Below are 22704 nucleotides of genomic sequence, written 5' to 3'. Positions count from 1 at the left end.
CTGCTTTTGGAATATCCTGACCCATAAGGGGGTGAGGGTATGGGGCCCTGGAGGCGGGAGTTTGTCCGGTATATGCGCAGGCCGGCGCGCCGGCGGCGGTCAGTCTGGACAGGCTCCGGCCCTGAGATGAAGATTCCCCCGGCGCTTCTCACCCTGGCAGTGGCGCTGGCGGTGGCGGCGTCGGTGATTGCCCTGCTGGAGGCCAAGCTGAGGCCGGTAGTGGCGGAGGCTGCCGCCGCCCAGGCCCAGAACACCATGACCGCCGTGGTGGAAAATGCCGTCACCGCCGATTTAGCCGCCCGTCAGGTCAGCTACGGGGATTTTGTTACCATCCAGCGGGACGAGGGAGGTGCCATTGCCGCCCTGACCACCGACATGGCCCGGATGAACCTGCTCCGGGCGGAGCTCACCACCGCCATTCTGGAGGCGCTGGAGGGGGTGGATGTGTCCGACGTTCAGGTGCCTCTGGGCACTCTGTTCGATCTGGAGCCTCTGTGGGCCAAGGGCCCCGCCCTCAGAGCAAAGGCTATGACCCTGGGGACAGTGCGTACCGAGTTTGACAGCCAGCTTACCTCCGCCGGGGTGAACCAGACCCTCCACCGCATCTGGCTGGAGGTGGACGTCCCCATGACCCTGCTGCTTCCCGGCGGGGAGGTGGAGACCACCCTCCACACCCGTCTTTGCGTAGCTGAAACGGTGATTGTGGGCAAAGTGCCAGATACCTATTTGCAGCTGGACCGGCTATAAACAAAAGACAGGAGAATTGTGGACATGATCGAGGACATTTTAAGATATGGAAGGCAGATGATCCCTCTAGGACTGATTGCCCTGATTGTCCTGCTGCTTCTGCGTCCCCTGCGGAAAAGGCGGCTGGAGAGGTTGAATCTGGTCAGCTCCTTCAGACGGGAAATAGCTTTGGCACTTTTTGTGATTTTTACCGCAGGTTTGGCGGCGCTGACTTTGTTCCCCGCTAATTTTTGGGGCTATGTGTTCGACCGGCTGTTTTGTAGTGAGGAATATTTCCGCTGGGCCTGGGGAAATTGGACTCCAACTGATTTCTATCCCACTTGGGAGGAGACCGTATCTCAGATACCTTACCTGTCCAACATGCTCACACCGTTTGAGGAGATATCCCGGGCGTTGAACCGAAAAAGCTACTGGTTGCTGTTTATGCTGCTGGGCAATATCATCATGTTTATGCCTGTCGGCTTTTTTCCTGCCCTGCTGTGGAGAAAATGGAGGTGGTGGAAGTCCCTTCTGTTGGGTTTCTGCTCCTCCGTCAGTATTGAATGTATTCAGTTTTTTATTGGCCGCAGTACAGATATTGATGATGTGATCCTGAATACCACCGGGGCTCTGGCAGGATTTTGGATCTTCTGGCTGCTGCGGGCAATTCTTCCTAATTTGATTGAAAAGTTTCAATGTCAGCCCAGAGGAGGGTATTATTATGGATGATTTGAAGGAAATTGAGGCGCTGCGGCAGGAGCTGACCCAGGCGGGCTATGAGTACTATGTGTTGGACAACCCCAATATGTCCGACTACGACTACGACCACAAGCTGCGCCGCCTGGAGGAACTGGAGGCGATCCACCCGGAGACAGTCACACCGGATTCGCCCACCCAGCGGGTAGGGGGCCAGGCCTTGGAGGCATTCACCCAAGTAACCCACCGGGTCCCGCTGGAATCCCTCCAGGACGTGTTCGACTTTGAGGAGCTGGAGGCCTTTGACCAGCGGGTAAAGGGTGTGGTCCCCGAGGCGGACTATGTGGTAGAGCCCAAAGTGGACGGGCTGTCTGTTGCGCTGGAGTACGAAAACGGCTTGTTCATCCGGGGTGCCACCCGGGGAGACGGACAGGTAGGGGAGGATGTCACAGAAAATCTGCGGACTGTCCGGTCTATCCCTTTGAAAATTGCGGACGCTCCGCCCCGGCTTATTGTCCGGGGGGAGGTGTATATGCCCAAAAAGGTGTTTCATTCCCTGAATGAGGAGCGTGAGCGCAGGGGAGAGGCACTGTTTGCCAATCCCCGCAACGCCGCCGCCGGCTCTCTGCGTCAACTGGACCCCAAGGTAGCCGCATCCCGAAAGCTGGACATTGCAGTCTTCAATGTTCAATTTGTGGAGGGGGAGACCTTTTCCACACATCTGGAGACGCTGGATTACTTGCGGGACAAAGGATTTAAAGTGATACCACATTACAGCTGTTCCCAGGTAGCCCAAGCTACTGAGCATATTGCTGAGATTGGAGAGAATCGGGAGAGCTTTCCCTTTGATATTGACGGTGCTGTTGTAAAGGTAAATAACCTGTCGCAGCGTGAGACTCTAGGCTCTACGGCGAAATTTCCTCGCTGGGCCGCCGCCTACAAGTACCCTCCGGAGGTAAAACCTTCTCAGGTAGTGGATATCGTAGTCCAGGTGGGCCGCACCGGGGTGCTTACCCCTAAGGCGGTGCTCACTCCCGTCCGTCTGGCCGGTACCACCGTCACCAATGCCACTCTCCACAATCAGGATTTTATTACCGAAAAGGATATCCGTATTGGTGATACTGTTCTGGTGCGCAAGGCGGGAGAGATCATTCCCGAGGTACTGTCCGTTGTGTTGGAAAAACGGCCCCAGGGGACTCAGCCCTATGAGTTCCCGAAGATCTGTCCTGTGTGCGGCGCCCCGGTGGAACGGGATGAAGAGGGTGCACACATCCGCTGTACCGGCGCGGAGTGTCCTGCCCAGCTGCTGCGCAATCTGGCCCACTTTGCCAGCCGGGACGCCATGGACATTGATGGTCTGGGTATCGCTGTGGTGGAAAATTTGTTAGGCGCCAACCTGGTGAAAACACCGGGAGATTTGTACTTCTTAAAAGAAGAAGATGTGGCTCAGCTGGAACGGATGGGTAAAAGATCCGCAAAAAAGCTGCTGGCTGCCTTGGAGAAATCCAAAAAACAGGACTTATCCCGTCTGATTTATGCCTTTGGGATCCGTCAAGTGGGGCAGAAGGCGGGAAAGATTCTGGCTGCCCGGTTTCAAACCCTGTCCGCCCTGCAAAGGGCCACCCTGGAAGAGCTTACCGCTGTTGACGACATTGGCGAGATCACTGCCCAAAGTATCTTGGACTGGATGGCCAGCCCTCAAAGCCAACATCTCATTCAGCGCCTGGAGGAAGCCGGCGTAAACATGACGGCTGCGGAACAGGGGAGTGACCGACGTTTTGCCGGCATGACCTTTGTTCTTACCGGAGCCCTGGAAAAGTTTACCCGGGATGAGGCCAGCGAGATCATTGAGGCCCGGGGGGGGAAGTCCGCAGGCTCCGTGTCCAAAAAGACCACCTATGTGGTGGCGGGGGAGGCAGCCGGTTCCAAGCTTCGCAAGGCTCAGGAACTGGGCGTTCCGGTTCTCACTGAGGATGAATTTTTGGAACTGCTGAAATAGAGAGAAAGAAGGGGAGAGGCCCTGTGAAAAAAGGCTATTTTTACATTGCCGTAGCGGTGGTGATGTTTACTTCCTTTGAAGTAGTGCTGAAATTTGTGGCGGGACAGATCAACTCTGTGCAGCTGACCTTGTGCCGGTTTTCTATTGGCTTTCTCTTCCTGCTGCCTGTCGCTCTGCGCACGCTGAAAAAGAGAGGGAACCGGCTGGACCGCAGAAGTGTAGCCTACTTCGCTCTGTTGGGCTTTATCGGCATTGCCCTGTGCATGCCAATCCTTCACATGGCGGTGAGCTACACAAATTCCTCCGTGGCGGCGGTGATGTTCAGCTGCAACCCGGTATTTGTTACTTTTTTAGCCTATTTTCTGTTGAAAGAGCCCATTAAACCCCGCCACATTGCGGCACTTGCCCTTGAAATTTTGGGCACAGTGGTTATCATCAGCCCTTGGGATACCAAGCTGAATATGACAGGTGTTCTTTTGGCCCTGCTGGCTACTCTGTTGTTCTCCCTGTACGGCGTAATGGGCAAGCGGAAGGTGGCTCAGTTCGGCGGGGCTGTGGTCACCTGCTTCAGTTTTCTGTTCGGCAGTTTGATCGTATTGGTGTTTATCCTTTTCAGCCATGTTCCGGCGGTGGCCCAGTTGTTCCAAGGCATGGGCCTGGACGGCTTTGCCAATGTTCCTGTCTTCGCAGGCTACACGCTGCATAATCTGCCCTATGTGCTCTTTGTGTCGGTGGGGGTGGCAGGAATCGGCTTTTGTGCCTATTTTCTGGCTATGGAATATCAGCCGGCCAGTGTGGTATCTCTGGTCTACTTCTTCAAGCCTGCCCTGTCTCCGGTTCTGGCCTGGATGGTCCACGGGGAGGAGATCTCCCAAAGTATGTTTATTGGTATTGTGTTCATTGTGGCCGGTTCTCTGTGTTCCATCATTCCGGGAATTATTGAGTCTAAAAGGGGAAAAACGTAATTTACTATTGACTTAAAGTACCCTTTATGTGGTATAGTTTGGATATCATTTACTTAAAAGGAGAGATAATCATGGAAGTATCCAAGGTTTACTTCACCGATTTTCACACCCAAGCCTATGGTGACGGCCTGCCTACCAAGCTGAAAAAGCTGATGAAGCGTGGGGGAATTCAAGATCTGGATTTGGACGGCAAATTTGTGGCCATCAAAATGCACTTTGGAGAGTTGGGCAATTTAAGCTTTTTGCGGCCTAACTATGCCCGCGCCGTGGTGGATGTGGTCAAGGAGCTGGGGGGAAAACCCTTCCTCACCGACTGCAACACCATGTACCCTGGCAGCCGCAAAAACGCCCTGGAGCATCTGGAATGCGCCTGGCAGAACGGTTTTACTCCGCTGACGGTAGGCTGTCCGATCCTGATTGGCGACGGGCTGAAGGGGACAGACGATGTGGCCGTTCCTGTGGAGGGCGGCGAGTATGTAACCGAGGCCAAAATTGGCCGGGCCATTATGGATGCCGACGTATTCATCAGCCTGACCCATTTTAAGGGCCATGAAATGACCGGCTTTGGCGGCACCATCAAGAATATTGGCATGGGCTGCGGGTCTCGGGCAGGGAAGAAGGAGCAGCATGCCAGCGGAAAACCCAAGATCAACGCCAGCGCCTGCCGGGGATGCGGCCGCTGCCAAAAGGAGTGTGCCAACAGCGGTCTGGTTTTTGATGAGCAGGCCAGAAAAATGACTGTGGATGACGTTCACTGTGTAGGCTGTGGCCGTTGTTTGGGGGCCTGCAACTTCGACGCGATCTATTTTGAAAACGACAACGCCCAGGCGGCGCTGAACTGCCGCATGGCGGAGTACACCAAGGCAGTTGTGGCCGGCCGGCCACAGTTCCACATCTCCCTGATTGTGGATGTGTCCCCCAACTGTGACTGTCACGCGGAAAACGACGTTCCCATCCTGCCCAATCTGGGAATGTTTGTATCCACTGACCCGCTGGCTCTGGATCAGGCCTGTGTGGACGCCTGCCTGGCCGCCGAGCCCATGCCGGGCAGTCAACTGGCCCAGCATCTGGCTGACCCTAGCTTCCACGACCATCATGACCACTTCACCAACTCCACCCCAGAGTCGGAGTGGCGCAGCTGCCTGGCCCACGCCGAGAAGATTGGTTTGGGCTCCAGAAAGTATGAGCTGATCCGTCTGTAAATATAATTCAGGGCAAAATTGACCCGCCTGTCAAATCAGACAGGCGGGTATTGCTTATTTATCGTCACCAAAGGTGTTTTTCAGCAGCAGGTCAATCATAAACACCGACACACAGAACAGTGCCATTTGGCCTACAATAATCCACACCCAAAAGGAGGCATAGCTCTCTCTGAACAAAACCATCAGGGCCGCACTGGCCGCACCGCTGATGATTCCGATACGTGTCCACAGCCTGGCGCAGTGCCGGTGAGCCATGGTCCAGGCGTCCGGGTCTTTCCGTGTCAGCTCAGTGCTGTAGGCCAACCCGTTGGACTGATAGGGGGGAGGGGAAATTTTCCACAGCAGGGCAACTAACAGCATAGCTGCCGGGGCAATCATGACCACAATAAAATATAACTTATACATGGCAAATACCTCTTTTTTGGAATAGTTATTCCTCTTTCTTATCTTTTTTTTGCTTTTTCCGCTGTTTTGCGCCACCCAACGGGTTGGCTTTGGCGGCGGCCCGCAGGTCGTCGTTGTCCACATGGGTGTAGATCTGCGTAGTGTTCAGATGATCGTGGCCAAGAACCTCCTGGAGAGTACGTACATCCACACCGTTTTGCAGCATCAGCGTAGCAGCGGTGTGGCGTAGCTTGTGGGAGGAGTACTGGGAACTGTCCAGTCCGGCAGCGGCCAGGTGTTTTTTTACCAGCTTGTGAACCGCAGCTGTAGAAATACGCCGGCGGTTCTGAAGGGTAACAAACAGCGCGTTTTGATCCACCAGCGTCAAGGTATCCCGCTCCGTTATCCAGTCCGCCAATGCCTTTTGACAGGCGTCGTTCAGGTACAGCATACGCTCCTTGTTGCCTTTGCCCAACACACGCAGCTGATCGCCTCGAACATCCGTTTTGTTCAGTCCTACCAGCTCAGAAATACGCAGTCCGCAGTTGAGAAACAGCGTCAAAATACAGTAATCCCGAACAGAATTTTTACCGTCCACACTGTCTAAAAGATCCAGGCTCTCATCCAGATTCAGGTACTTGGGCAGGGATTTTTTCAACCTGGGCGAATCCAGATCCTGGACTGGATTAAGCTCCAACAATTTAGCCTTGTTGGTAAGGTACTTATAAAACGACCGAATGGTGGCCACCTTGCGGGCCCGGGACGTGTTGTTCAGGCCACGGTCACGGGAGAGGTAATTCATATAAGAATAGATATCGGTCAGTGTGACATCCCGGACCAGAGACAAGTCCGCGTCGTCGATAGAGATATCATCCAGAGGTATATCTTTGGGCACACGATTTTTTTCATGCTTGAGAAAGCGAAAAAAATTCCGCAGGTCTAAGTAATACTCGTCAACCGTCCGCCGGGAATGTCCTTGAATGGTCTCATGGTAGACCAGGAAATCCCGCAGGATAGGCGGCGCTTCGGTACGGTAGTCCATAAACGGCCAGGAGCCCTCAAAGCAGCGTTTTGCCTCCACTCAGGTAAACAAAATTTTTATTTTGCTTACCTAATAGTAAAGACTGATTTGAGGAACTGCCGTCCCTCCTTTCCAATATATCGGTAGTAATTTTAGAACAGTATAGCACGATTTAAAAATCCGGTCAACAAAGGGCTTTTAAATAGTCGTCTGCCTCTTTCCTTGATTTGAGGACTACTATGTTTTTGCCGCCTCCATGATACTCTAACAATTCATATATCTGAGGGAGTTCATTTTTCGGAAAATCTACAATCCATTGCCTGAACTCCGGATCAAATTCCGTTTCAAGCCATGGCAAATCCTCACGTGCTTGGCCAATACGGGCCTCTGCGCCCGCCAGACAGATGTTCAGCGGAAAATCCAGCAGAAAAACCGTATCACAGGCTTGCAGCCGAAATTTAAGAGTACGCTGATAGTTTCCGTCTATAATCCATCTGTTCTTTTGGACAACTTCATTTAACCGTATGTCAAATTCTTCCTTGGAAACATGTGTTCCGTCTGCCTTGTGCCAAAGCATATCCAGATAATACAGCGGAATGCCTGTTATATCTCTCAGCCTTCGAGCTAACGTGCTCTTTCCAGCCCCGGGACTTCCAATCACAATAATTCTTTTCATAAGCTTACCTCCATAAACCTATGAAGAAGGAGCCCCCGTTGGGCTCCTTCTTGGATTTTTATAGCATCCACATGTGCAGCACCGGATTTCCAGTCTGTCCCGCATATTGGCACAGAGCGATTAAGTCTTCCACAGCAGCCACCGCGTCTGGCGAAGGAGACACAGCCTCTGGCCCCATAGCCTGGAACCACGTCTCGGTCAGTGCTTTGGCCTTTGCGGGGTCAATGGCGGCCATATACTGCTCCCACTCCTCGGAGACAATGAACAGTCCCCGGTCTGCCTCATCCAGATAACAGGTCAACCCTGCCCGAAAGGGGGCTTCCTTCCGGGCAGAAAAGGGAGCGGCACATTGGGAAAGAAGCTCCAGGTCCCGGGGTATCAGATGCAGGGAAAAATCCGCCTTCCGGGCAATCAACGGCTCCAGCGCCTCATAATCCACCGTTTCCAGTGCCTTAAGGATTTTCTTTGGGGCCTCTGCATCCGCCCCGGCACAGAATATTAAAGACAGTCCCATTAAAGGCTTCCCCTCAAATCACATATGCGCCCGGTGGTACACCTTTTTGCCCTTCTTGACCATCAGTCCGTCGCCAGACAGGTCGGCGGCGGTGTAGCTGACGGTAGCTGCGGCCACCTTCTCACCATTGACCTCTACCCCGCCCTGTTCAACCAGACGGCGAGCCTCCTTTTTGGAGGGGGCCAGCTTGCATTTGACCATCAGGTCCAGCACGCCTATGGCGCCGTCGGTGAGATCACCGGCGGAAATCTGGGTAGCGGGCACGTTGGACATGTCCCCTCCCCCTACAAACAGGGCTTTTGCGGCCTCCTGGGCTTTGACAGCCTCCTCTTCGCCATGGACCAGCTTGGTCAGTTCAAAGGCCAGAATCTCCTTGGCGGTGTTCAGCTGGCTGCCCTCCCACTGGTCCATCTCGTCAATTTGCTCCAGAGGCAGGAAGGTGAGCATACGCAGGCACTTGAGTACATCACCGTCCCCCACGTTGCGCCAGTACTGGTAGAACTCATAGGGGCTGGTCTTGTTGGGGTCCAGCCATACCGCGCCCTTGGCGGTTTTGCCCATCTTCTTACCCTCGGAGTTGAGCAGCAGAGTGATGGTCATGGCATGGGCATCTTTGCCCAGCTTGCGGCGAATCAGCTCAGTGCCGCCCAGCATATTGGACCACTGGTCGTCGCCGCCGAACTGCATGTTGCAGCCGTAATGCTGGAACAGGTAGTAGAAGTCGTAGGACTGCATAATCATGTAGTTGAACTCCAGGAAGGACAGTCCCTTTTCCATCCGTTGTTTGTAGCACTCCGCCCGGAGCATGTTGTTTACAGAAAAACAGGCACCAACCTCACGCAGGACCTCCACATAGTTCAGCTTGAGCAGCCAGTCGGCGTTGTTAATCATCATGGCTTTGCCCTCGCCGAACTCAATGAAGCGCTCCATCTGCTTTTTAAAACAGTCACAGTTGTGCTGAATGGTCTCCGGAGTCATCATAGAGCGCATGTCGGTGCGGCCGGAGGGGTCTCCGATCATGCCGGTGCCGCCGCCGATCAAAGCGATAGGCCGGTTGCCCGCCATTTGCAGCCGCTTCATCAGACACAGCGCCATAAAGTGGCCCACATGGAGGGAGTCAGCGGTGGGGTCAAAACCGATATAAAATACCGCCTTTCCTTCATTCACCATCTTGGAAATTTCCTCTTCATTGGTCACCTGGGCAATGAGCCCACGGGCCTTCAATTCCTCATAACAGGTCATAGTGATCTCTCCTTTATTATTTGCGTCTTACTTCCATTGTTCCTGATTGATGCCCGTCTCATAGCTGAGGGGCGGTATATGCGGATATTCTTCCTCCGGCTTCTTGTGCCTTTTGGCCCAGGCGCGTGACGGAACGTACAACAGCGCTTCAAACTCCATGGTCCATATCTCCTTCCGCCTCCCCAAACGGGCCTGTTCATAGTACTCCGACCCGTTGAGCAGGGCCACGCAGCGGGAATATAGGAAGGAATCGCCGCTCATGTTGGGCTCCATCTGTTCGCATTGGGCAGCCAGTTTCCGGGTGTCCAGCTGATACAGAAGCTCCGACATCTGGTCGTCAAACTGAAAAATTATTTCGTCCTCCTGCTGGGACAGATATTGGATAAGTGGTGCCAGAACCTTGTTATCATCCCCTTCGTGGGACCAGTCGCACAGCTCCATCACAGCCCAAAAGCCTTGCGGTTTGTTCATAGAGGCCCTCCCGTCTCAGTCGGACTTGTCTGCCGGGCCAAAATCACATTGTAAAGCACCACACTGCCCACCACTATCATTGCGCCTACCAGGGCAATAGGGCCAATCATCTCGTGATAAAACACTGCCACCAGTATGGGGTTGAGCACCGGCTCAATGCCTGATACCAGGCTGGCCGTGACAGGCGGGGTAGTTTTCAGTCCCTCTACCATCAGGATATAAGCCACCGCCACCTGGAACACACCCAGTACCACCAGCGCAATCAGCGTGTTTCCGGAAAACTCAGTCTCATACCCCAGAAAAGGCAGGCCTACCACCGCGCTGATAACATCTCCCCAAAAAACGGAAGAGATAGGGTCGCTGTCAGGCATATCGTTCATTAAAAATACACCGGCGTAGGATATCCCGGACAGCAGAGCCAGAATATTACCCAACATCCCCCCTGCCGACAGGCTGTCAATGAAGAACAGCAGCACGCCGCCCAGCACCAGTCCGCAGGCCGCCAGATCCAATTTTTGGGGCCGTTTGCCAAAAAAGAGAACGGAGAACAGGATTACAAAAATAGGCGCGGTGAACTGGAGGACAATGGCATTGCCGGCGGTGGTCAGTTTGTTGGCAATGGAAAACAGGATATTGGTGCCGCAGACGGCCAGCGCCCCCACCAGTACCCACAGATTCATTTTTGGCTTGTGGTTGGTGGCCTTCAAATACAGGCCGATTACCACCAAGGCAATGGCAGTGCGGGCGCCGTTAATGGACATCCCGCTCCAGGGGATCAGCTTGATGCAAAGTCCCCCAATGCTGTACAATACAGCGGCCAGGAACACACACAGCGTTCCCCTTTGACGCGCTGACAACACAATCACTTCCTTACAAAAAGCCCTCCGCCCGAATATTCGGACAGAGGGCGTAATGACGCGGTACCACCTCTGGTTCGCCCGTCCCTCGCGGGGCGGACCTTAGGGAGCTCATGGCTCCGGCGCGGTAACGGGCGCAGCCCGGCCTGTCCCCTACTGTGCTTTCGCGGTTCGGGCGGCTGCTCCAAGGGGTATTCACACGGCGCTCCCCTCCCCCGTTCCACCAACCCGGAGGCTCTCTGTGCGGAAGGTCACTGTGTTACTTGTCCTTTTCTTCGCAGTATCACACACTCTACCACAGTTTTGCCCGGTTGTCAACCGAAAAAAGACGATTTAAGTAAAGAACCGGTTTGGACCAAAATTCACCCGTTTCTCTTCAATCAGCTCTCGCAGTCTCTCCAAACGTTGGGCAAGTCTCTGTCTCTTCTCGTCAAAATCCTTATGGTCATAATCCACAAAAGAGGCCCATTCGTTCAAACTTCCGCTTATGTCGTCATATAGACACTGGCAAAAATCAATCATGCTGGTATGTGAAAGGTATTCAAACACCTTATCTTTATTTTCTTTGATTGGGCCGCTCCCCTCATGTTCATAAAAAATATAGCAATTCCAATAGCTTACAACGCATAGCATCCTGCCCGGCTCCAAGTTTCCATGAACGCAGAAAGGGCACAGCGTCTCCAATCCGTGGATCGCCTGTTCAACCCATTCAATCCCAATGTCATCAAGATAGCTCAGACCGTATACAGATGTACCCTCCAAGTGAAAATCTGACCAGCCAGCTTGAGGTTTTGTCAACATGTTTTCACCTTCTCGAATAGATCAGCTCCGCAAACTGGCCGTACCGTTTTATCTCGTCCAAATGGAAGCGGCGCAGGGCCTCTTTCTGTGCGAACAGGGGTATCCCCTCCCCCAGCAGCACAGGGGCAATTTGAACGATCAGGTGGTCCACCAGGTCTGCGTCCAGCAGCGGGGCCAGCACGGTATTCCCGCCCACGACCCAGATATTTTTTTCTGAGTGAATTCCCCTCACAAACTCCACCGCATCTTCGCTTACTGGGACAAATCCCTTCTGAGACAGGCTGGCAGAGTGAGTGAACACATAGTTTTCTGTGGTGGGATAGACGCTGGCAGTGTCCTCCAGCTTGGCGATCTCATCATAGGTCCGTCTGCCCATAATGGTGACGTTCATCTTTTGATAGAAAGCATCGTAGCCGGTGTCCTCCGCACTGCCGGTCTCGTGGAGCCAGTCCAAGCCGTGATTTTTGTCGGCCAGGTAGCCGTCCAGAGTGATACAGCCGTAGAAATATACGCTCATGATTTCTCCTTCGATGTTGAAGATTCCCGCATCTCTTTTCTGATTTCTTCCTCCATATTGATTGCGTACAGCGCATCCGCTTTTAACTTTTCCGGTACCCGGTCCAGATTTTGCTCCAGAATGGGAAAAGGAGGCCAGGTGTAGGAGATTAAAAGGTTCAGCGCATCATCTGACACGTCATAGTCTCCGGATGAAACGACAACAGTTTGCAGAAGTTCTTTCAAATCTTCTTTTATATCAGAGATATCCTGTTGAAAATATGGGTCCATGAACCAGTCCAAGGCAAACAGAAGGCTCAGCTTCCGGTTGTTGTCCGGACCCAAAAGTACTTCCCGGATGGCCCCTGTCCCCTTGCGGACGATTGCTTTTTCCTCGGCACTGTAAGTAATACACCGGACTTCCGCCATACTTAAATCCTCGCTACGCCAGATCTGCGGGCGGCCTCGGCCACGGCTTTGGCCACGGCGGGACCCACACGGGGATCGAAGGCCTGGGGGATGATGTAGTCGTCCCGCAGTTCCTCCGGAGGGATCAGGTCGGCCAGGGCGTGGGCGGCGGCCAGCTTCATCTCCTCGTTGATATCGCTGGCCCGGACGTCCAGAGCCCCACGGAACAGTCCCGGGAAGGCCAGCACGTTGTTGATCTGGTTGGGGTAGTCACTGCGGCCGGTGGACACAACCCGGGCCCCGCCCGCCTTGGCGTCGTCGGGGAAAATCTCAGGGGTGGGGTTTGCGCAGGCGAAGACGATTGCGTCCTTGTTCATGGTGGACACCATCTCTGAGGTCACCAGATTGGGGGCGGAGACACCGATAAACACGTCGGCACCCACCATCATGTCGGCCAGTGTGCCCTGACGTTTGTCCCGGTTGGTCACCTTGGCGATCTCCTGTTGGGCCCAGTTCAGCTGTGGGCAGCCCTCATACACCGCGCCGAACTTGTCCACCAGGGTAATATCCTGAAAGCCTGCCAGCAGCAGCAGCTTGGTGATGGAGATGGCGGCGGAGCCCGCTCCGGAGAAGACCACCCGGACTTCCTCCTTCTTCTTTCCCACTACCCGCAGGGCGTTTGTCAGCCCGGCCAGGGCGATAATGGCGGTGCCGTGCTGGTCGTCGTGGAAAACAGGAATATCGCACTTCTCCTTCAGCTTTCGCTCAATCTCAAAGCACCGGGGGGCGGCGATATCCTCCAGGTTGATGCCGCCGAAGGAGCCGGAGATGTTATACACCGTCTGGACAAACTCATCCACATCCTTGGTTTTTACGCACAAAGGGAAGGCGTCCACCCCGCCGAAGGCCTTAAACAGGACGCATTTGCCCTCCATCACAGGCATACCGGCCTCAGGGCCAATGTCCCCCAGCCCTAAAACGGCGGAGCCATCGGTGATGACGGCCACCAAATTGTGCCGCCGGGTCAGCTCATAGCTTTTGGTGATGTCCTCCTGGATGGCCAGACAGGGCTGAGCCACTCCCGGCGTATAGGCCAGGGATAGCGATTCCCTGTCGTTGGCGGGCACTGTGGCCACCACTTCTATTTTTCCCTTCCATTCTCTGTGCAGACGAAGGCTTTCCTTTGCGTAATCCATATGTGCTCTCCCCTTAATAATTACAAAATAAGAATAGTTTTTACTGAACCTATTATACTAAAGTCTGGAAAAAAGGCAATGAAAAGTTTGGGCTCGCCCCCCTTTTTTCGTCCATCTTATGTATATTTAGCTCTGTTTTTTCATTTTTATGTTGACGGACAGGGCACTTTCTGGTAAAATGGCGCTTATCTACCCTTAGATGTGTGTAAAAATCTGTATTTAGGAGGAAATTATGGAACAACATCACCGAGGACAATGGGGCAGTAACCTGGGCTTTCTGCTGGCTACCGTGGGCGGCGCCGTAGGCTTGGGCAATATCTGGTCTTTCCCCTTCCGCATGGGGGCCAACGGAGGCTTCCCCTTCCTGATTATTTATCTGGTCCTGGCAGTTCTGGTAGGTTTTACCATTATGCTGTGCGAGCTGGCTATTGGCCGTATGGCCAACAGCAGTGTGCTGGTCAGCTACCAGAAAGTTGCCGGCAAGGCGGGCAGCTTTGTGGGCTTTTTGGCCCTGCTCTCCCCCTTCCTAATCCTCAGCTTCTACACTGTGCTGGGCGCCTATTGCATCCAGTATTTGGGCCTGAACTTTGCGGAGCTGTTGGGCATTTTCAGCATGTCCAGCGTTTCCGGCGCGGACTCCTTCGGCTCCATGCTCACCAACCAGCCCCTGGCCATTGGCACTACCTTCCTCTTTATCGCCCTGTGCTTCCTCATCATCCGGGGCGGTATCAAGGACGGCATTGAGAAGTTTAATAAGGTCGGTATGCCCGCCCTGTTTATCATGCTGGTCATTGTTATTATCCGATCTGTCACCCTGCCTGGGGCAGTTGAGGGTCTGAAGTTTATGTTCGCCCCCAACTTTGAGCCCGTCAAGACCAACTTTATCGGCGTTCTCTCCGCCGCCGGAGGTCAGATGTTCTTCTCCCTCTCTCTGGCCATGGGCATTACGGTGACCTACGGCTCCTACCTGAGCAAGAAAGAAAGCCTAGTAAAGAACTCCCTGATTATCATCATCTCTGATACCTTGGTGGCCATCATGGCCGGTATGGCTGTTCTGCCCGCCGCCTTCGCCCTGGGCGGAGGCGAGAGTGCCGCCCTCTCCGGCCCCAAGCTGCTGTTTATTACCCTTCAGGATGTGTTCAACTCTATGGGTGCGTTTGGTCCCATCTTCGGCATTTTGTTCTTCCTGTTTGTAACGCTGGCAGCTATTACCTCCGCCATTGCCCTGATTGAGGTTTTGGTCACCTTTGTCATTGATCGTCGGACCGCCTCCAACAAGACCTCCAGCCGCAATATGGTAGTGGCGGTGATTTGTCTGGTGATTTTTGCCGAGGCCGCCCTGGTAGCCGCCGACGGGCTAGGTTCCACTGGCATGTGGGTCCCCTTCCAGTCCACTGGCCTGGATTTTGGCAGCTGCTGGCTGGAGTTTATGGACTTCATCTCCGAGGGTATCGCTATGCCCCTGGGCGCGCTGATTATGTCTGTCCTTGTTGGCTGGGTGATCGGCCCCAAGGTCATTCGGGACGAGGCCAGCCTGGAAGGCCACCAGATGAGCAGAGGGCTGTATCTCTTTTTCACCATTTGCGTCCGTGTTATCACCCCTATTGCCATGGCTTTTATTCTTTACGGCCAGATCATGACCTTTACTGCCCCTGTCTAACACAACATGAAAAGCCGGCCGGCGTCTGATGAGACGCCGGCCGCTTTTTACACCTGCTTTGCTTTTGCCAGTTCGATTGCTTCCTTGCCCGTCACGTGGTCTATCGTCATCTCCAGCACACAAAGGGGTGCCCATTCCCGACAAATGGCCTGTTGCCGGTCATCCACTGTGCTGTTTGGAGCATACTTGAGGGCCAGCTTATCCATAGCCGCCCACTTCTCCCCTGTCTCCTCCAAAATACGAATCCGTCCAAATGCAATAGCGCTGCGGAAATAGGTAGTGTATTCCTCAGGAACAATCTCATCTTTGTCGACAACGCAGAAGGAGGCTTTTTCATTTCTCCGGACAGCATCCAGTTTATGACCATTTTTGGCACAGTGGAAATAGATCTTTTCCCCGTCATATACATAGCTGAGGGGAACCGCATAGGGGTAGCCATCGTCGCCTGACAGTGCCAATACACCGGAAGTCCCCCGATTCAGAACGGCTGTGGTCTCCTCCTGAGACAGCAGCTGCCTTTTTCTGCGCATTTTATAAAACATAAAAATGACCCTCTCATTTCTTGTTGTGATATGCCTCCGCCTGTTCCAGCAGTTCGGAGGCACTCTGACGCAGGACGTCAGTAACCGCCGCGCCACCGATCAGGCGGGCCAGCTCCTCCACTCGGCCCTCCCGGTCCAGACGGGCCACATTGGTGAAGGTGCGCCCCTTTTTCTCCCCCTTTTCCACAGAGAAGTGGGTGTCCGCCATGGCGGCGATTTGGGGCAGATGGGTAACGCACAGCACCTGCTTGCGCCGGGCTACGTCGGCCATCTTTTCAGCCACTTTTTGGGCTGCCCGGCCGGACACGCCGGTGTCCACCTCGTCAAAGACCAGGCTGCCAATGCCGTCGTCCTCCGCCAATACGTTTTTCAGAGCCAGCATGATGCGGGCCAGCTCGCCTCCGGAGGCCACCTTTTGGATAGGCTTGAGTGCCTCGCCCAGGTTGGCGGACATAAGAAACTGCACCTGATCCATCCCGGTGTCATCCATACTGTCCTGTCCGGGACTGGGGGCAAAGTCGGTGACAAACTGCACCTTGGGCATATCCAGTTGATGCAGTTCCTCCTGTACCCGTTTCTGGAGATTATCCGCCGCTTTTTTCCGGGCTTTGGTCAGCGCCGCGCCCCGTTTAGCCGCCTCTTTTTTGGCTTTCTCCAGCTCCTTCTCCAGCCGCTGGATGGTGTCGTCAGCGTCCTGAATCTGCTCCAGCTCCGCTTTGGAGCGCTCCAGATAGTCAATCATATCAGCTACTGTGGGCCCATACTTCTTTTTCAGACGGTAAATCACATCTAACCGGCTCTCCAGCCGGTCCAGCTCCTCTGGGGAGAAGTCAAACTCGTCGGCAAAGTCCCGCAGAACCTCCGCCGCGTCGTCAGCCGCATAGCGGAGATTGGTCAGCTTCTCCCCCAGCTCCTCCAGCTGGGGACCCAGACGGGTCACAGAGCGGATGGCGCCCTCCGCCTCGCTGATCAGATCGCAGGCCCCCTGGTTGTCCTCCCCTCCGGACAGGGCAAACTGTGCCTCCTGGATGGCCTCCATCAGCTTGCCGGAGCTGCGGAGCAGCGTCTTTCTGGCGTCCAGCTCCTCATCCTCGCCGGGCCGCAGCTCAGCGCGCTCCAGCTCCTTGATCTGATACTCCAGGGTGTCTACACGCCGGGAGCGCTCCGCCTCATCCATCTCCAGTTCAGCAATTCGTTTGCGCAGGCTGGCCATAGAGCGGTAAGCGGTCTGGTAATCCTCCAGCAGAGGTCCGGTTTTGCCAAAACTGTCCAGATAACCCAGGTGGCAGTCCGGGTCCAGCAGCTGCTGGCCGTCGTGCTGGCCGTGAATGTTCAACAGCTGCCGCCCCAGCTCTCGCAGTTGGGCCACTGTAAGCGGACGTCCATTGACCCGGCAGGCGTTCCGGCCATCCCCCTGGATCTCCCGCTGGAGCATCAGCTCTTCATCAGTAACAGGAAAACCGTTGTCTTCCAGCCACTTGGCGGGCAGGGAGCCGGTGAACACAGCGTTGACCACCGCCGACTTGGCCCCGGTTCTAATCAACTCCCGGCTGGTCCTCTCCCCCAATACGGCGCTGATGGCATCTATGACAATGGACTTACCGGCTCCCGTCTCACCGGTGAGCACGTTGAAGCCGCCGTCAAAGCTGATGTCCGCCGACTCAATAATGGCGATATTTTCAATGTGAAGCAGTGAGAGCATGCTATTCCCCTCTTTCTCTCTTTAGCGCAAAAGCTTGTGTACCTCGCTGTTGAATTGCTGGGCTAAGGAGTTATCCCGCATGATAAGGATTCCGGTGTCATCTCCGGCCAGACTGCCTACCATACCGTCAATCTCCATTGCGTCCAGTGCGGAGCAGGCGGCGGAGGCCAGGCCGGGCATAGTGCGGACTACCACAATATTTTGAGCCACCTCCACTGAAATAACGCCTTCTTTAAAAATATTGCGCAGCCGGGTATCAGAAGTGGAGGAGGGCTTTCGCTCCGACGGAGCATAGCGGTAGCCTCCAGAGCTGGTGAGCTCCTTTACCAGACGCAGTTCCTTGATGTCCCGGGAAATGGTGGCCTGTGTAGTGCTAAACCCCCGGGCACGCAGCTCCTCCAGCAGCTGCTCCTGGGTGTCAATATCCTTGGATTGGACAATAGTTAAAATTTCACTCTGCCGGACATTTTTCATTGGCTCAACCCTCCCAGTTTTTGATTGACAACCTGATAAAAGCTGCGGTCAGCCAGACGGACCAGCTGGGTGGCACGCTCTGATTGCCTGACCTCCACCCGGTCTCCCCCCGTCAGCCGGACTGCCTTGCCGCCATCTACTGACAAGTATAAATACTTTCTATTCCCTCTGGGAAGCTGAACGGTGACCACCCGTTCCGGGGCCAGCACCATAGCGCGAACGGCCAGCTGGTGGGCACAGACGGGGGTGACAATAATGCTCCTGGAGGTGGGCTCCACAATGGGACCGCCCGCCGACATGGAGTAGGCGGTGGAGCCAGTGGGAGTGGCGACAATGACGCCGTCCCCTGTAATGGAAGTTACCTTTACACGGTCTGCCAGTACCTCCATTTCAGCCACACGGGCCATGGATCCCTTGGAGATAACCGCGTCATTCAGGGCGGTGTCCTGGCTGATGAGCTTGTCTCCCCGAAGTACCTTGACATCCAGCATCATGCGCTCTTCTATAGTATACATTCCATGGGCCAGAGGAGCCAAAAGAGGCAGTTCACTGCGCTCCAGCTCTGCCATGAACCCCACGCTGCCTGTGTTGACACCTAGAATAGGTACATTGTGGAGGGTGGCATCCCGTGCGGCGTGAAGGATAGTACCGTCCCCGCCGAAGCAGATCAGCAGATCGGCGGAGGGAAGCTCCTTTTCCATCATAGAAAGGGCCACCTGCCGGGGCAAATCCAGCCGGTCCCCCTTTTTGGGCTGGAAGGGCAAGCACAACACCGTCTGGGCTCCAGCGTGTTCCAGTATTCGCCGGGCCTCAAGGGCTACCCGCATTCCCTTATCCCGGTAGGGATTGGAACTGAGTACAATTTTCATGCCTGCTCCTCCTTCCATGCGCTGTGGGACTGTTCCACCAGAGCATTCAAATCTCCACTGTAAGGGGAGCCTTCTCCAGTCTGGAGATAACCCAGATATTCAATGTTGCCCTCCGGGCCCTTTATAGGTGAAAAGGTAATATCCTTTACAGAAAAGCCCGCCTGGACAGCGTGATTCAAAAAGTGTTCCAGCACCTCTAAATGGATTGCTGGGTCCCGAACTACGCCCTTCTTACCCACTTTGTCCTTTCCTGCCTCAAACTGGGGCTTGACCAGACATACCGCCTGTCCCTCCTCCTTCATCAAGGGGCGCAGGGCAGGCAGAATCAGGCTTAGGGAGATAAAAGAGACATCTACAGAGAAGAAATCCAGCGGTTCCGGGATCTGCTCCTTTGTCAGATAGCGGGCGTTGGTCCGCTCCATACACACTACCTGAGGGTGACTGCGCAGCCGCCAGTCCAGTTGGTTGTAGCCCACATCTACAGCGTATACCAAGCGCGCCCCATTTTGGAGCATACAGTCGGTAAAGCCACCGGTAGAGGCCCCAATGTCAGCACAGGTCCTATTCTTCAGGTCGATCGGCCATAAGCTCATGGCTTTTTCCAGCTTTAAACCTCCCCTGCTCACATAGCGGAGAGATTTTTTTTCCCGTATTTCAATGCAGTCCTCCGCCTCCACAGAGGCCCCTGCCTTTAACTGCTTTTGGCCGTTGACATAAACCTCTCCGGCCATAATAAGCGCCTGGGCCTTCTGGCGGCTTTCTACCAGACCAAGCTCCGTAATTGCAACGTCAAGTCGTCGTTTGGCCACGGCCCAACACCTCCAACGCTTTTTTACAGATTCCCGCCCCGTCCAAAGAGAGATCCCGTTTCAGCAAAGCGGTCCCTCCATGGGGGACAAAGCCCTCACCACAGTTGATCAGAGCAACCTGAGCAGACAGTCCGGCCAACTCCAGCCGGGCAGCCAGCCGCTGGCCTACACCGCCCCGTGCCGCATGTTCCTCCACTGCCAGCATGGACCCTGTTTTGTGAACGGATCCCTCAATCACCTCAGGGACAAGCGGTGTAAGTTGATTTAGCTTTATAACCTCCGCCAGAACTCCCTGCTTCTCCAGCAGCTGGGCGGCATCCAGAACATCATTGATCTCCATACCGTAGCTTACCAGTGTAATGTCGTTTCCCGGGCGCAGGACAACCGCCGGTTCCTCTCCGCTGGTACCCACATACTTACCTTCGCCGCCCCGGGGATAACGCACCGCTACCGGCCCTTGCAGATGGAGCACAGCCCTTTCCAGCATAACCTCCAACTCGGCGAAGCTGGCGGGGGCCAGCACCGTCATGTTGGGAATGCTATCCAGATAGGCCGCATCAAAAACTCCATGGTGGGTCTCTCCGTCGTCTCCCACCAGCCCGGCCCGATCCACGCCGAAAACTACATGGAGGTTATCAATGGCTGCGTCGTGGAGGAGCATGTCGTAGGCCCTTTGCAAAAAGGTGGAGTACACCGCAAAGACGGGGACCGCCCCCTGTTTGGCCATACCGGCGGCCATGGAGGCTGCACAGCCCTCGGCAATGCCCACATCAAAAAAGCGGTCAGGAAAATTTTGGGCAAAGCGCTCCAGCCCCGTCCCGCCAGTCATAGCGGCGGTAATGGCGCATATGCGCTTATCCTGCCCGGCCAGACGTGTCAGCGTCCTGCCAAAAACGGCAGAGAAATTCTCTCCAGGTTCCCGCTTCAGCGCTCCGGTCACGGGATCAAAGGGAGCAATACCGTGAAAGGCATCCGGGTTTGTCTCAGCTGGTGAAAAACCCTTTCCCTTTACAGTTTTGACGTGAATCAGAACAGGTTCATCCATCTCTTTGGCATATCGTAAAATTTTGGTCAGGAAGGATAAATTGTGGCCATCCACCGGTCCCAGGTAGCGAAAGCCCATATTTTCGAACATACTGCATGGCAGCAGTGACTGCTTCAGCGCCTGCTTGAGCCGGTGCGTTACCTTGTATACTGCCCTTCCTGGAGCGGTGGCGTTCATAATTCGGCGGTAATGCTTTTTAAAGGTGAGGTACTGCGGCTTTAACCGCTGTTTGGCCAAATGGTCAGCTACCCCGCCCACATTAGGCGTGATAGACATGCCATTGTCATTCAAAATGACCAGAAGTTGCCGGCCGCACTTACCTGCGTTGGACAGCCCTTCATAGGCCAGTCCTCCGGTGAGCGCGCCATCCCCAATGAGGGCAAGCACTTTATAGTTCTCCCTGAGTATGTTCCGGGCTCTGGCCATACCCAAAGCTACCGCCACCGAGTTGGAGGCGTGACCGGCAATAAACGCGTCGTGGATACTCTCGCTCGGCTTTGGAAAGCCAGCTACTCCGTCATATTGCCGCAGGGTGGACATATTCTCCCGCCGGCCAGTGAGCAGTTTGTGGGTGTAGCACTGGTGCCCCACGTCAAAGACCAGTCGGTCTATTGAGGTGTCAAAGACCCGGTGGATGGCCACCGTCAGCTCAACCGCGCCCAGGTTGGAGGCCAGATGGCCTCCTGTGTGGGACACTTCTTCCACCAGCTCTTGGCGCAGCTGGGCGCACAAAGCCTCTCCCTCCTGGTCGGACAGGCGGGAGAGGACTGGCTCATACGCTTTTTTTACATCGGGTACAGTCAAAATGTGATTCCTCCTGGAAATCGGACTTATTTCGTCCGTGTGGCCAGCGATTCGGCCAGCCAGATGTGGAAGCCTGGGTTCTCAAAGGCACTGAGCGCGTCCACTCCCCGGCGGGTCAGCTGCTCCACCAGGGTAGCACAGCCAGCCAGCCCCAGCGCGGTGACAAAGGTGCTTTTCTCATTGACCTGGTCGGAGCCTACCGGTTTGCCCAGCTCCTCCTCAGAGCTGGTCACATCCAGCATATCATCCCGAATTTGGAAAGCCCGGCCCAGATTTTGAGCATAGGAGCGCACTTGATTCCGCTGTTCCCGGCTCCCTCCGGCGGCAATGCAGCCCAACTCAGCGGCGGCGGAGATGAGGGCACCCGTTTTCAGACTTTGGAGCAGCTCCAACTCCTCTCGCTCCAGGGCCCGGCCCTCCCCGGCCATATCCAAGGCCTGCCCGCCCACCATACCGGCGGAACCAGCGGCTTGAGACAGGCACTGCACAGCCTCTACAATACGCTCAGCGGGCAAATTGGCCCTGGTGAGCTGTTCAAAAGCGGCGGTAAGCAGGGCGTCTCCGGCCAAAATTGCGGTGGCCTCCCCGTAGACAACATGGTTGGTGGAGAGGCCCCGGCGCAGATCGTCATCGTCCATAGCGGGCAGATCGTCGTGGATCAGGGAGTAGGTATGGATCATTTCCACAGCGCAGGCGAAAGGCAATGCCGCTTCAGCATCTCCGCCGCACAGACGGCAGGTCTCCAGCGTGAGCACCGGACGGATGCGCTTACCTCCAGAGAGCAGAGAATACTCCATGGCCTCCTGCAAATTGGCATGGCGGGTCTGCGAGGCAAACGCCTGGGCCAGATAGTCCTCCACCAAGGCCTGATCCCGCGCCATTATTTCTGTAAAGTCTTTTTCCATGTCAGTCATTGCCCCCAAAAGGCTCCTCCACAATTTCTCCGTCTTTCCCGGCTGTGAGGAGGGTCACCTTCTGCTCCGCCTCATCCAGCTGCCTGGTACACTCCCGAAGCAGTTTGGCCCCCTCCTCAAAGAGGGTCATGGACTGGTTCAGAGGGGCGTCTCCCCTCTCCAACAGAGATACGATCTCCTCCAGACGGGCCATGGAGCCCTCAAAATCCAGCTTCTTTTTTGCGGCCATAGA

The 22704-nt window shown here is 55.0% G+C and carries 25 protein-coding genes; 6 read left to right on the top strand and 19 right to left on the bottom strand.

Translation table 11 applies throughout. From position 1 onward, the window contains the following. Positions 1-39 precede the first annotated feature (39 nt). The 5 genes from yunB (at position 40) to NFS22_RS12645 (ending at position 5588) form a co-directional block, all read left to right on the top strand. Positions 40-747, top strand: a complete 708-nt coding sequence (yunB, locus tag NFS22_RS12665; RefSeq protein ID WP_251318124.1) for a sporulation protein YunB — start codon at positions 40-42, stop codon at positions 745-747. A gap of 24 nt (positions 748-771) precedes the next feature. Then, the gene (locus NFS22_RS12660) at positions 772-1455 is read left to right on the top strand and encodes a VanZ family protein (protein WP_251318123.1); all 684 of its coding nucleotides are present in this window, start codon (positions 772-774) and stop codon (positions 1453-1455) included. Continuing rightward, positions 1448-3421 (top strand): NAD-dependent DNA ligase LigA, encoded by a 1974-nt coding sequence (gene ligA / locus NFS22_RS12655; RefSeq protein WP_251318122.1) that lies wholly within the window; start codon positions 1448-1450, stop codon positions 3419-3421. Before NFS22_RS12660 ends, ligA begins: the two co-directional genes overlap by 8 nt. A 23-nt stretch (positions 3422-3444) precedes the next feature. Further along, positions 3445-4386, top strand: a complete 942-nt coding sequence (locus NFS22_RS12650) for a DMT family transporter (RefSeq protein WP_251318121.1) — start codon at positions 3445-3447, stop codon at positions 4384-4386. Positions 4387-4457: 71 nt separating this feature from the next. After that, on the top strand, positions 4458-5588 hold the full coding sequence (locus NFS22_RS12645; protein WP_251318120.1) for a DUF362 domain-containing protein: 1131 nt from the start codon (positions 4458-4460) through the stop codon (positions 5586-5588). A gap of 54 nt (positions 5589-5642) precedes the next feature. Here the strand turns inward: NFS22_RS12645 and NFS22_RS12640 are convergent, their stop codons facing one another. The 11 genes from NFS22_RS12640 to NFS22_RS12590 all read right to left on the bottom strand — a co-directional run bounded on the left by NFS22_RS12640 (position 5643) and on the right by NFS22_RS12590 (position 13653). Beyond that, complete coding sequence (locus tag NFS22_RS12640; RefSeq protein ID WP_251318119.1) at positions 5643-5993, bottom strand: SdpI family protein; 351 nt, start codon at positions 5991-5993, stop codon at positions 5643-5645. A 25-nt stretch (positions 5994-6018) separates the two neighbouring features. Beyond that, positions 6019-7014 carry a tyrosine recombinase XerC gene (locus tag NFS22_RS12635; protein WP_251318118.1) on the bottom strand — a complete coding sequence of 332 codons (996 nt, stop codon included), beginning with the start codon at positions 7012-7014 and terminating at the stop codon, positions 6019-6021. Positions 7015-7177: 163 nt separating this feature from the next. Beyond that, a complete protein-coding gene (locus tag NFS22_RS12630; RefSeq protein WP_251318117.1) occupies positions 7178-7669 on the bottom strand; it encodes a P-loop NTPase family protein in 492 nt (163 codons plus the stop codon). A 58-nt stretch (positions 7670-7727) separates the two neighbouring features. Next, positions 7728-8183 carry a hypothetical protein gene (locus NFS22_RS12625; RefSeq protein ID WP_251318116.1) on the bottom strand — a complete coding sequence of 152 codons (456 nt, stop codon included), beginning with the start codon at positions 8181-8183 and terminating at the stop codon, positions 7728-7730. 18 nt (positions 8184-8201) lie between these two features. After that, positions 8202-9425 carry a tyrosine--tRNA ligase gene (gene tyrS / locus NFS22_RS12620; protein ID WP_251318115.1) on the bottom strand — a complete coding sequence of 408 codons (1224 nt, stop codon included), beginning with the start codon at positions 9423-9425 and terminating at the stop codon, positions 8202-8204. A gap of 27 nt (positions 9426-9452) precedes the next feature. Beyond that, positions 9453-9896 (bottom strand): DUF4240 domain-containing protein, encoded by a 444-nt coding sequence (locus NFS22_RS12615; protein ID WP_251318114.1) that lies wholly within the window; start codon positions 9894-9896, stop codon positions 9453-9455. Continuing rightward, the gene (locus NFS22_RS12610; protein ID WP_251318113.1) at positions 9893-10753 is read right to left on the bottom strand and encodes a DMT family transporter; all 861 of its coding nucleotides are present in this window, start codon (positions 10751-10753) and stop codon (positions 9893-9895) included. The genes NFS22_RS12615 and NFS22_RS12610 overlap by 4 nt, the downstream gene beginning before the upstream one ends. Before the next feature lie 333 nt (positions 10754-11086). After that, positions 11087-11554, bottom strand: coding sequence for a hypothetical protein (locus NFS22_RS12605; RefSeq protein ID WP_251318112.1), 468 nt, complete (start codon positions 11552-11554; stop codon positions 11087-11089). Positions 11555-11558: 4 nt separating this feature from the next. Continuing rightward, positions 11559-12071, bottom strand: coding sequence for a dihydrofolate reductase family protein (locus NFS22_RS12600; protein ID WP_251318111.1), 513 nt, complete (start codon positions 12069-12071; stop codon positions 11559-11561). Continuing rightward, complete coding sequence (locus NFS22_RS12595) at positions 12068-12478, bottom strand: hypothetical protein (RefSeq protein WP_251318110.1); 411 nt, start codon at positions 12476-12478, stop codon at positions 12068-12070. Before NFS22_RS12595 ends, NFS22_RS12600 begins: the two co-directional genes overlap by 4 nt. 2 nt (positions 12479-12480) lie before the next feature. Then, the gene (locus tag NFS22_RS12590; RefSeq protein ID WP_251318109.1) at positions 12481-13653 is read right to left on the bottom strand and encodes an NAD(P)-dependent malic enzyme; all 1173 of its coding nucleotides are present in this window, start codon (positions 13651-13653) and stop codon (positions 12481-12483) included. A 232-nt stretch (positions 13654-13885) separates the two neighbouring features. On the opposite strand from NFS22_RS12590, the gene NFS22_RS12585 reads away from it, so the two are divergent. Then, entirely contained in the window at positions 13886-15313 is a 1428-nt protein-coding gene (locus NFS22_RS12585) for a sodium-dependent transporter (protein WP_251318108.1), read from the top strand. Between the two features lie 47 nt (positions 15314-15360). Here NFS22_RS12585 and NFS22_RS12580 read toward each other — a convergent pair whose 3' ends face one another. From NFS22_RS12580 to NFS22_RS12545, 8 genes are read right to left on the bottom strand one after another with little or no spacing between them, the layout of a single operon-like run. After that, positions 15361-15855 (bottom strand): pyridoxamine 5'-phosphate oxidase family protein, encoded by a 495-nt coding sequence (locus tag NFS22_RS12580; protein WP_251318107.1) that lies wholly within the window; start codon positions 15853-15855, stop codon positions 15361-15363. A gap of 13 nt (positions 15856-15868) precedes the next feature. After that, the gene (recN, locus tag NFS22_RS12575) at positions 15869-17557 is read right to left on the bottom strand and encodes a DNA repair protein RecN (protein ID WP_251318106.1); all 1689 of its coding nucleotides are present in this window, start codon (positions 17555-17557) and stop codon (positions 15869-15871) included. A 21-nt stretch (positions 17558-17578) separates the two neighbouring features. After that, positions 17579-18031, bottom strand: coding sequence for an arginine repressor (locus tag NFS22_RS12570; protein WP_251318105.1), 453 nt, complete (start codon positions 18029-18031; stop codon positions 17579-17581). Beyond that, positions 18028-18900, bottom strand: coding sequence for an NAD(+)/NADH kinase (locus tag NFS22_RS12565; RefSeq protein WP_251318104.1), 873 nt, complete (start codon positions 18898-18900; stop codon positions 18028-18030). The genes NFS22_RS12570 and NFS22_RS12565 overlap by 4 nt, the downstream gene beginning before the upstream one ends. After that, entirely contained in the window at positions 18897-19709 is an 813-nt protein-coding gene (locus NFS22_RS12560; RefSeq protein ID WP_251318103.1) for a TlyA family RNA methyltransferase, read from the bottom strand. Before NFS22_RS12560 ends, NFS22_RS12565 begins: the two co-directional genes overlap by 4 nt. Beyond that, positions 19690-21558 (bottom strand): 1-deoxy-D-xylulose-5-phosphate synthase, encoded by a 1869-nt coding sequence (dxs, locus tag NFS22_RS12555; protein ID WP_251318102.1) that lies wholly within the window; start codon positions 21556-21558, stop codon positions 19690-19692. Before dxs ends, NFS22_RS12560 begins: the two co-directional genes overlap by 20 nt. 26 nt (positions 21559-21584) lie before the next feature. Next, complete coding sequence (locus NFS22_RS12550; RefSeq protein ID WP_251318101.1) at positions 21585-22472, bottom strand: polyprenyl synthetase family protein; 888 nt, start codon at positions 22470-22472, stop codon at positions 21585-21587. After that, positions 22465-22701, bottom strand: a complete 237-nt coding sequence (locus tag NFS22_RS12545; protein WP_251318100.1) for an exodeoxyribonuclease VII small subunit — start codon at positions 22699-22701, stop codon at positions 22465-22467. The genes NFS22_RS12550 and NFS22_RS12545 overlap by 8 nt, the downstream gene beginning before the upstream one ends. Positions 22702-22704 lie beyond the last annotated feature (3 nt).

The sequence above is a fragment of the Flintibacter muris genome (genome assembly GCF_943192995.1).
Lineage (GTDB): Bacteria > Bacillota > Clostridia > Oscillospirales > Oscillospiraceae > Lawsonibacter > Lawsonibacter muris.
Note: the sequence above shows the minus strand (reverse complement) of the source record. Positions and strands in the feature narration are given on the sequence as shown.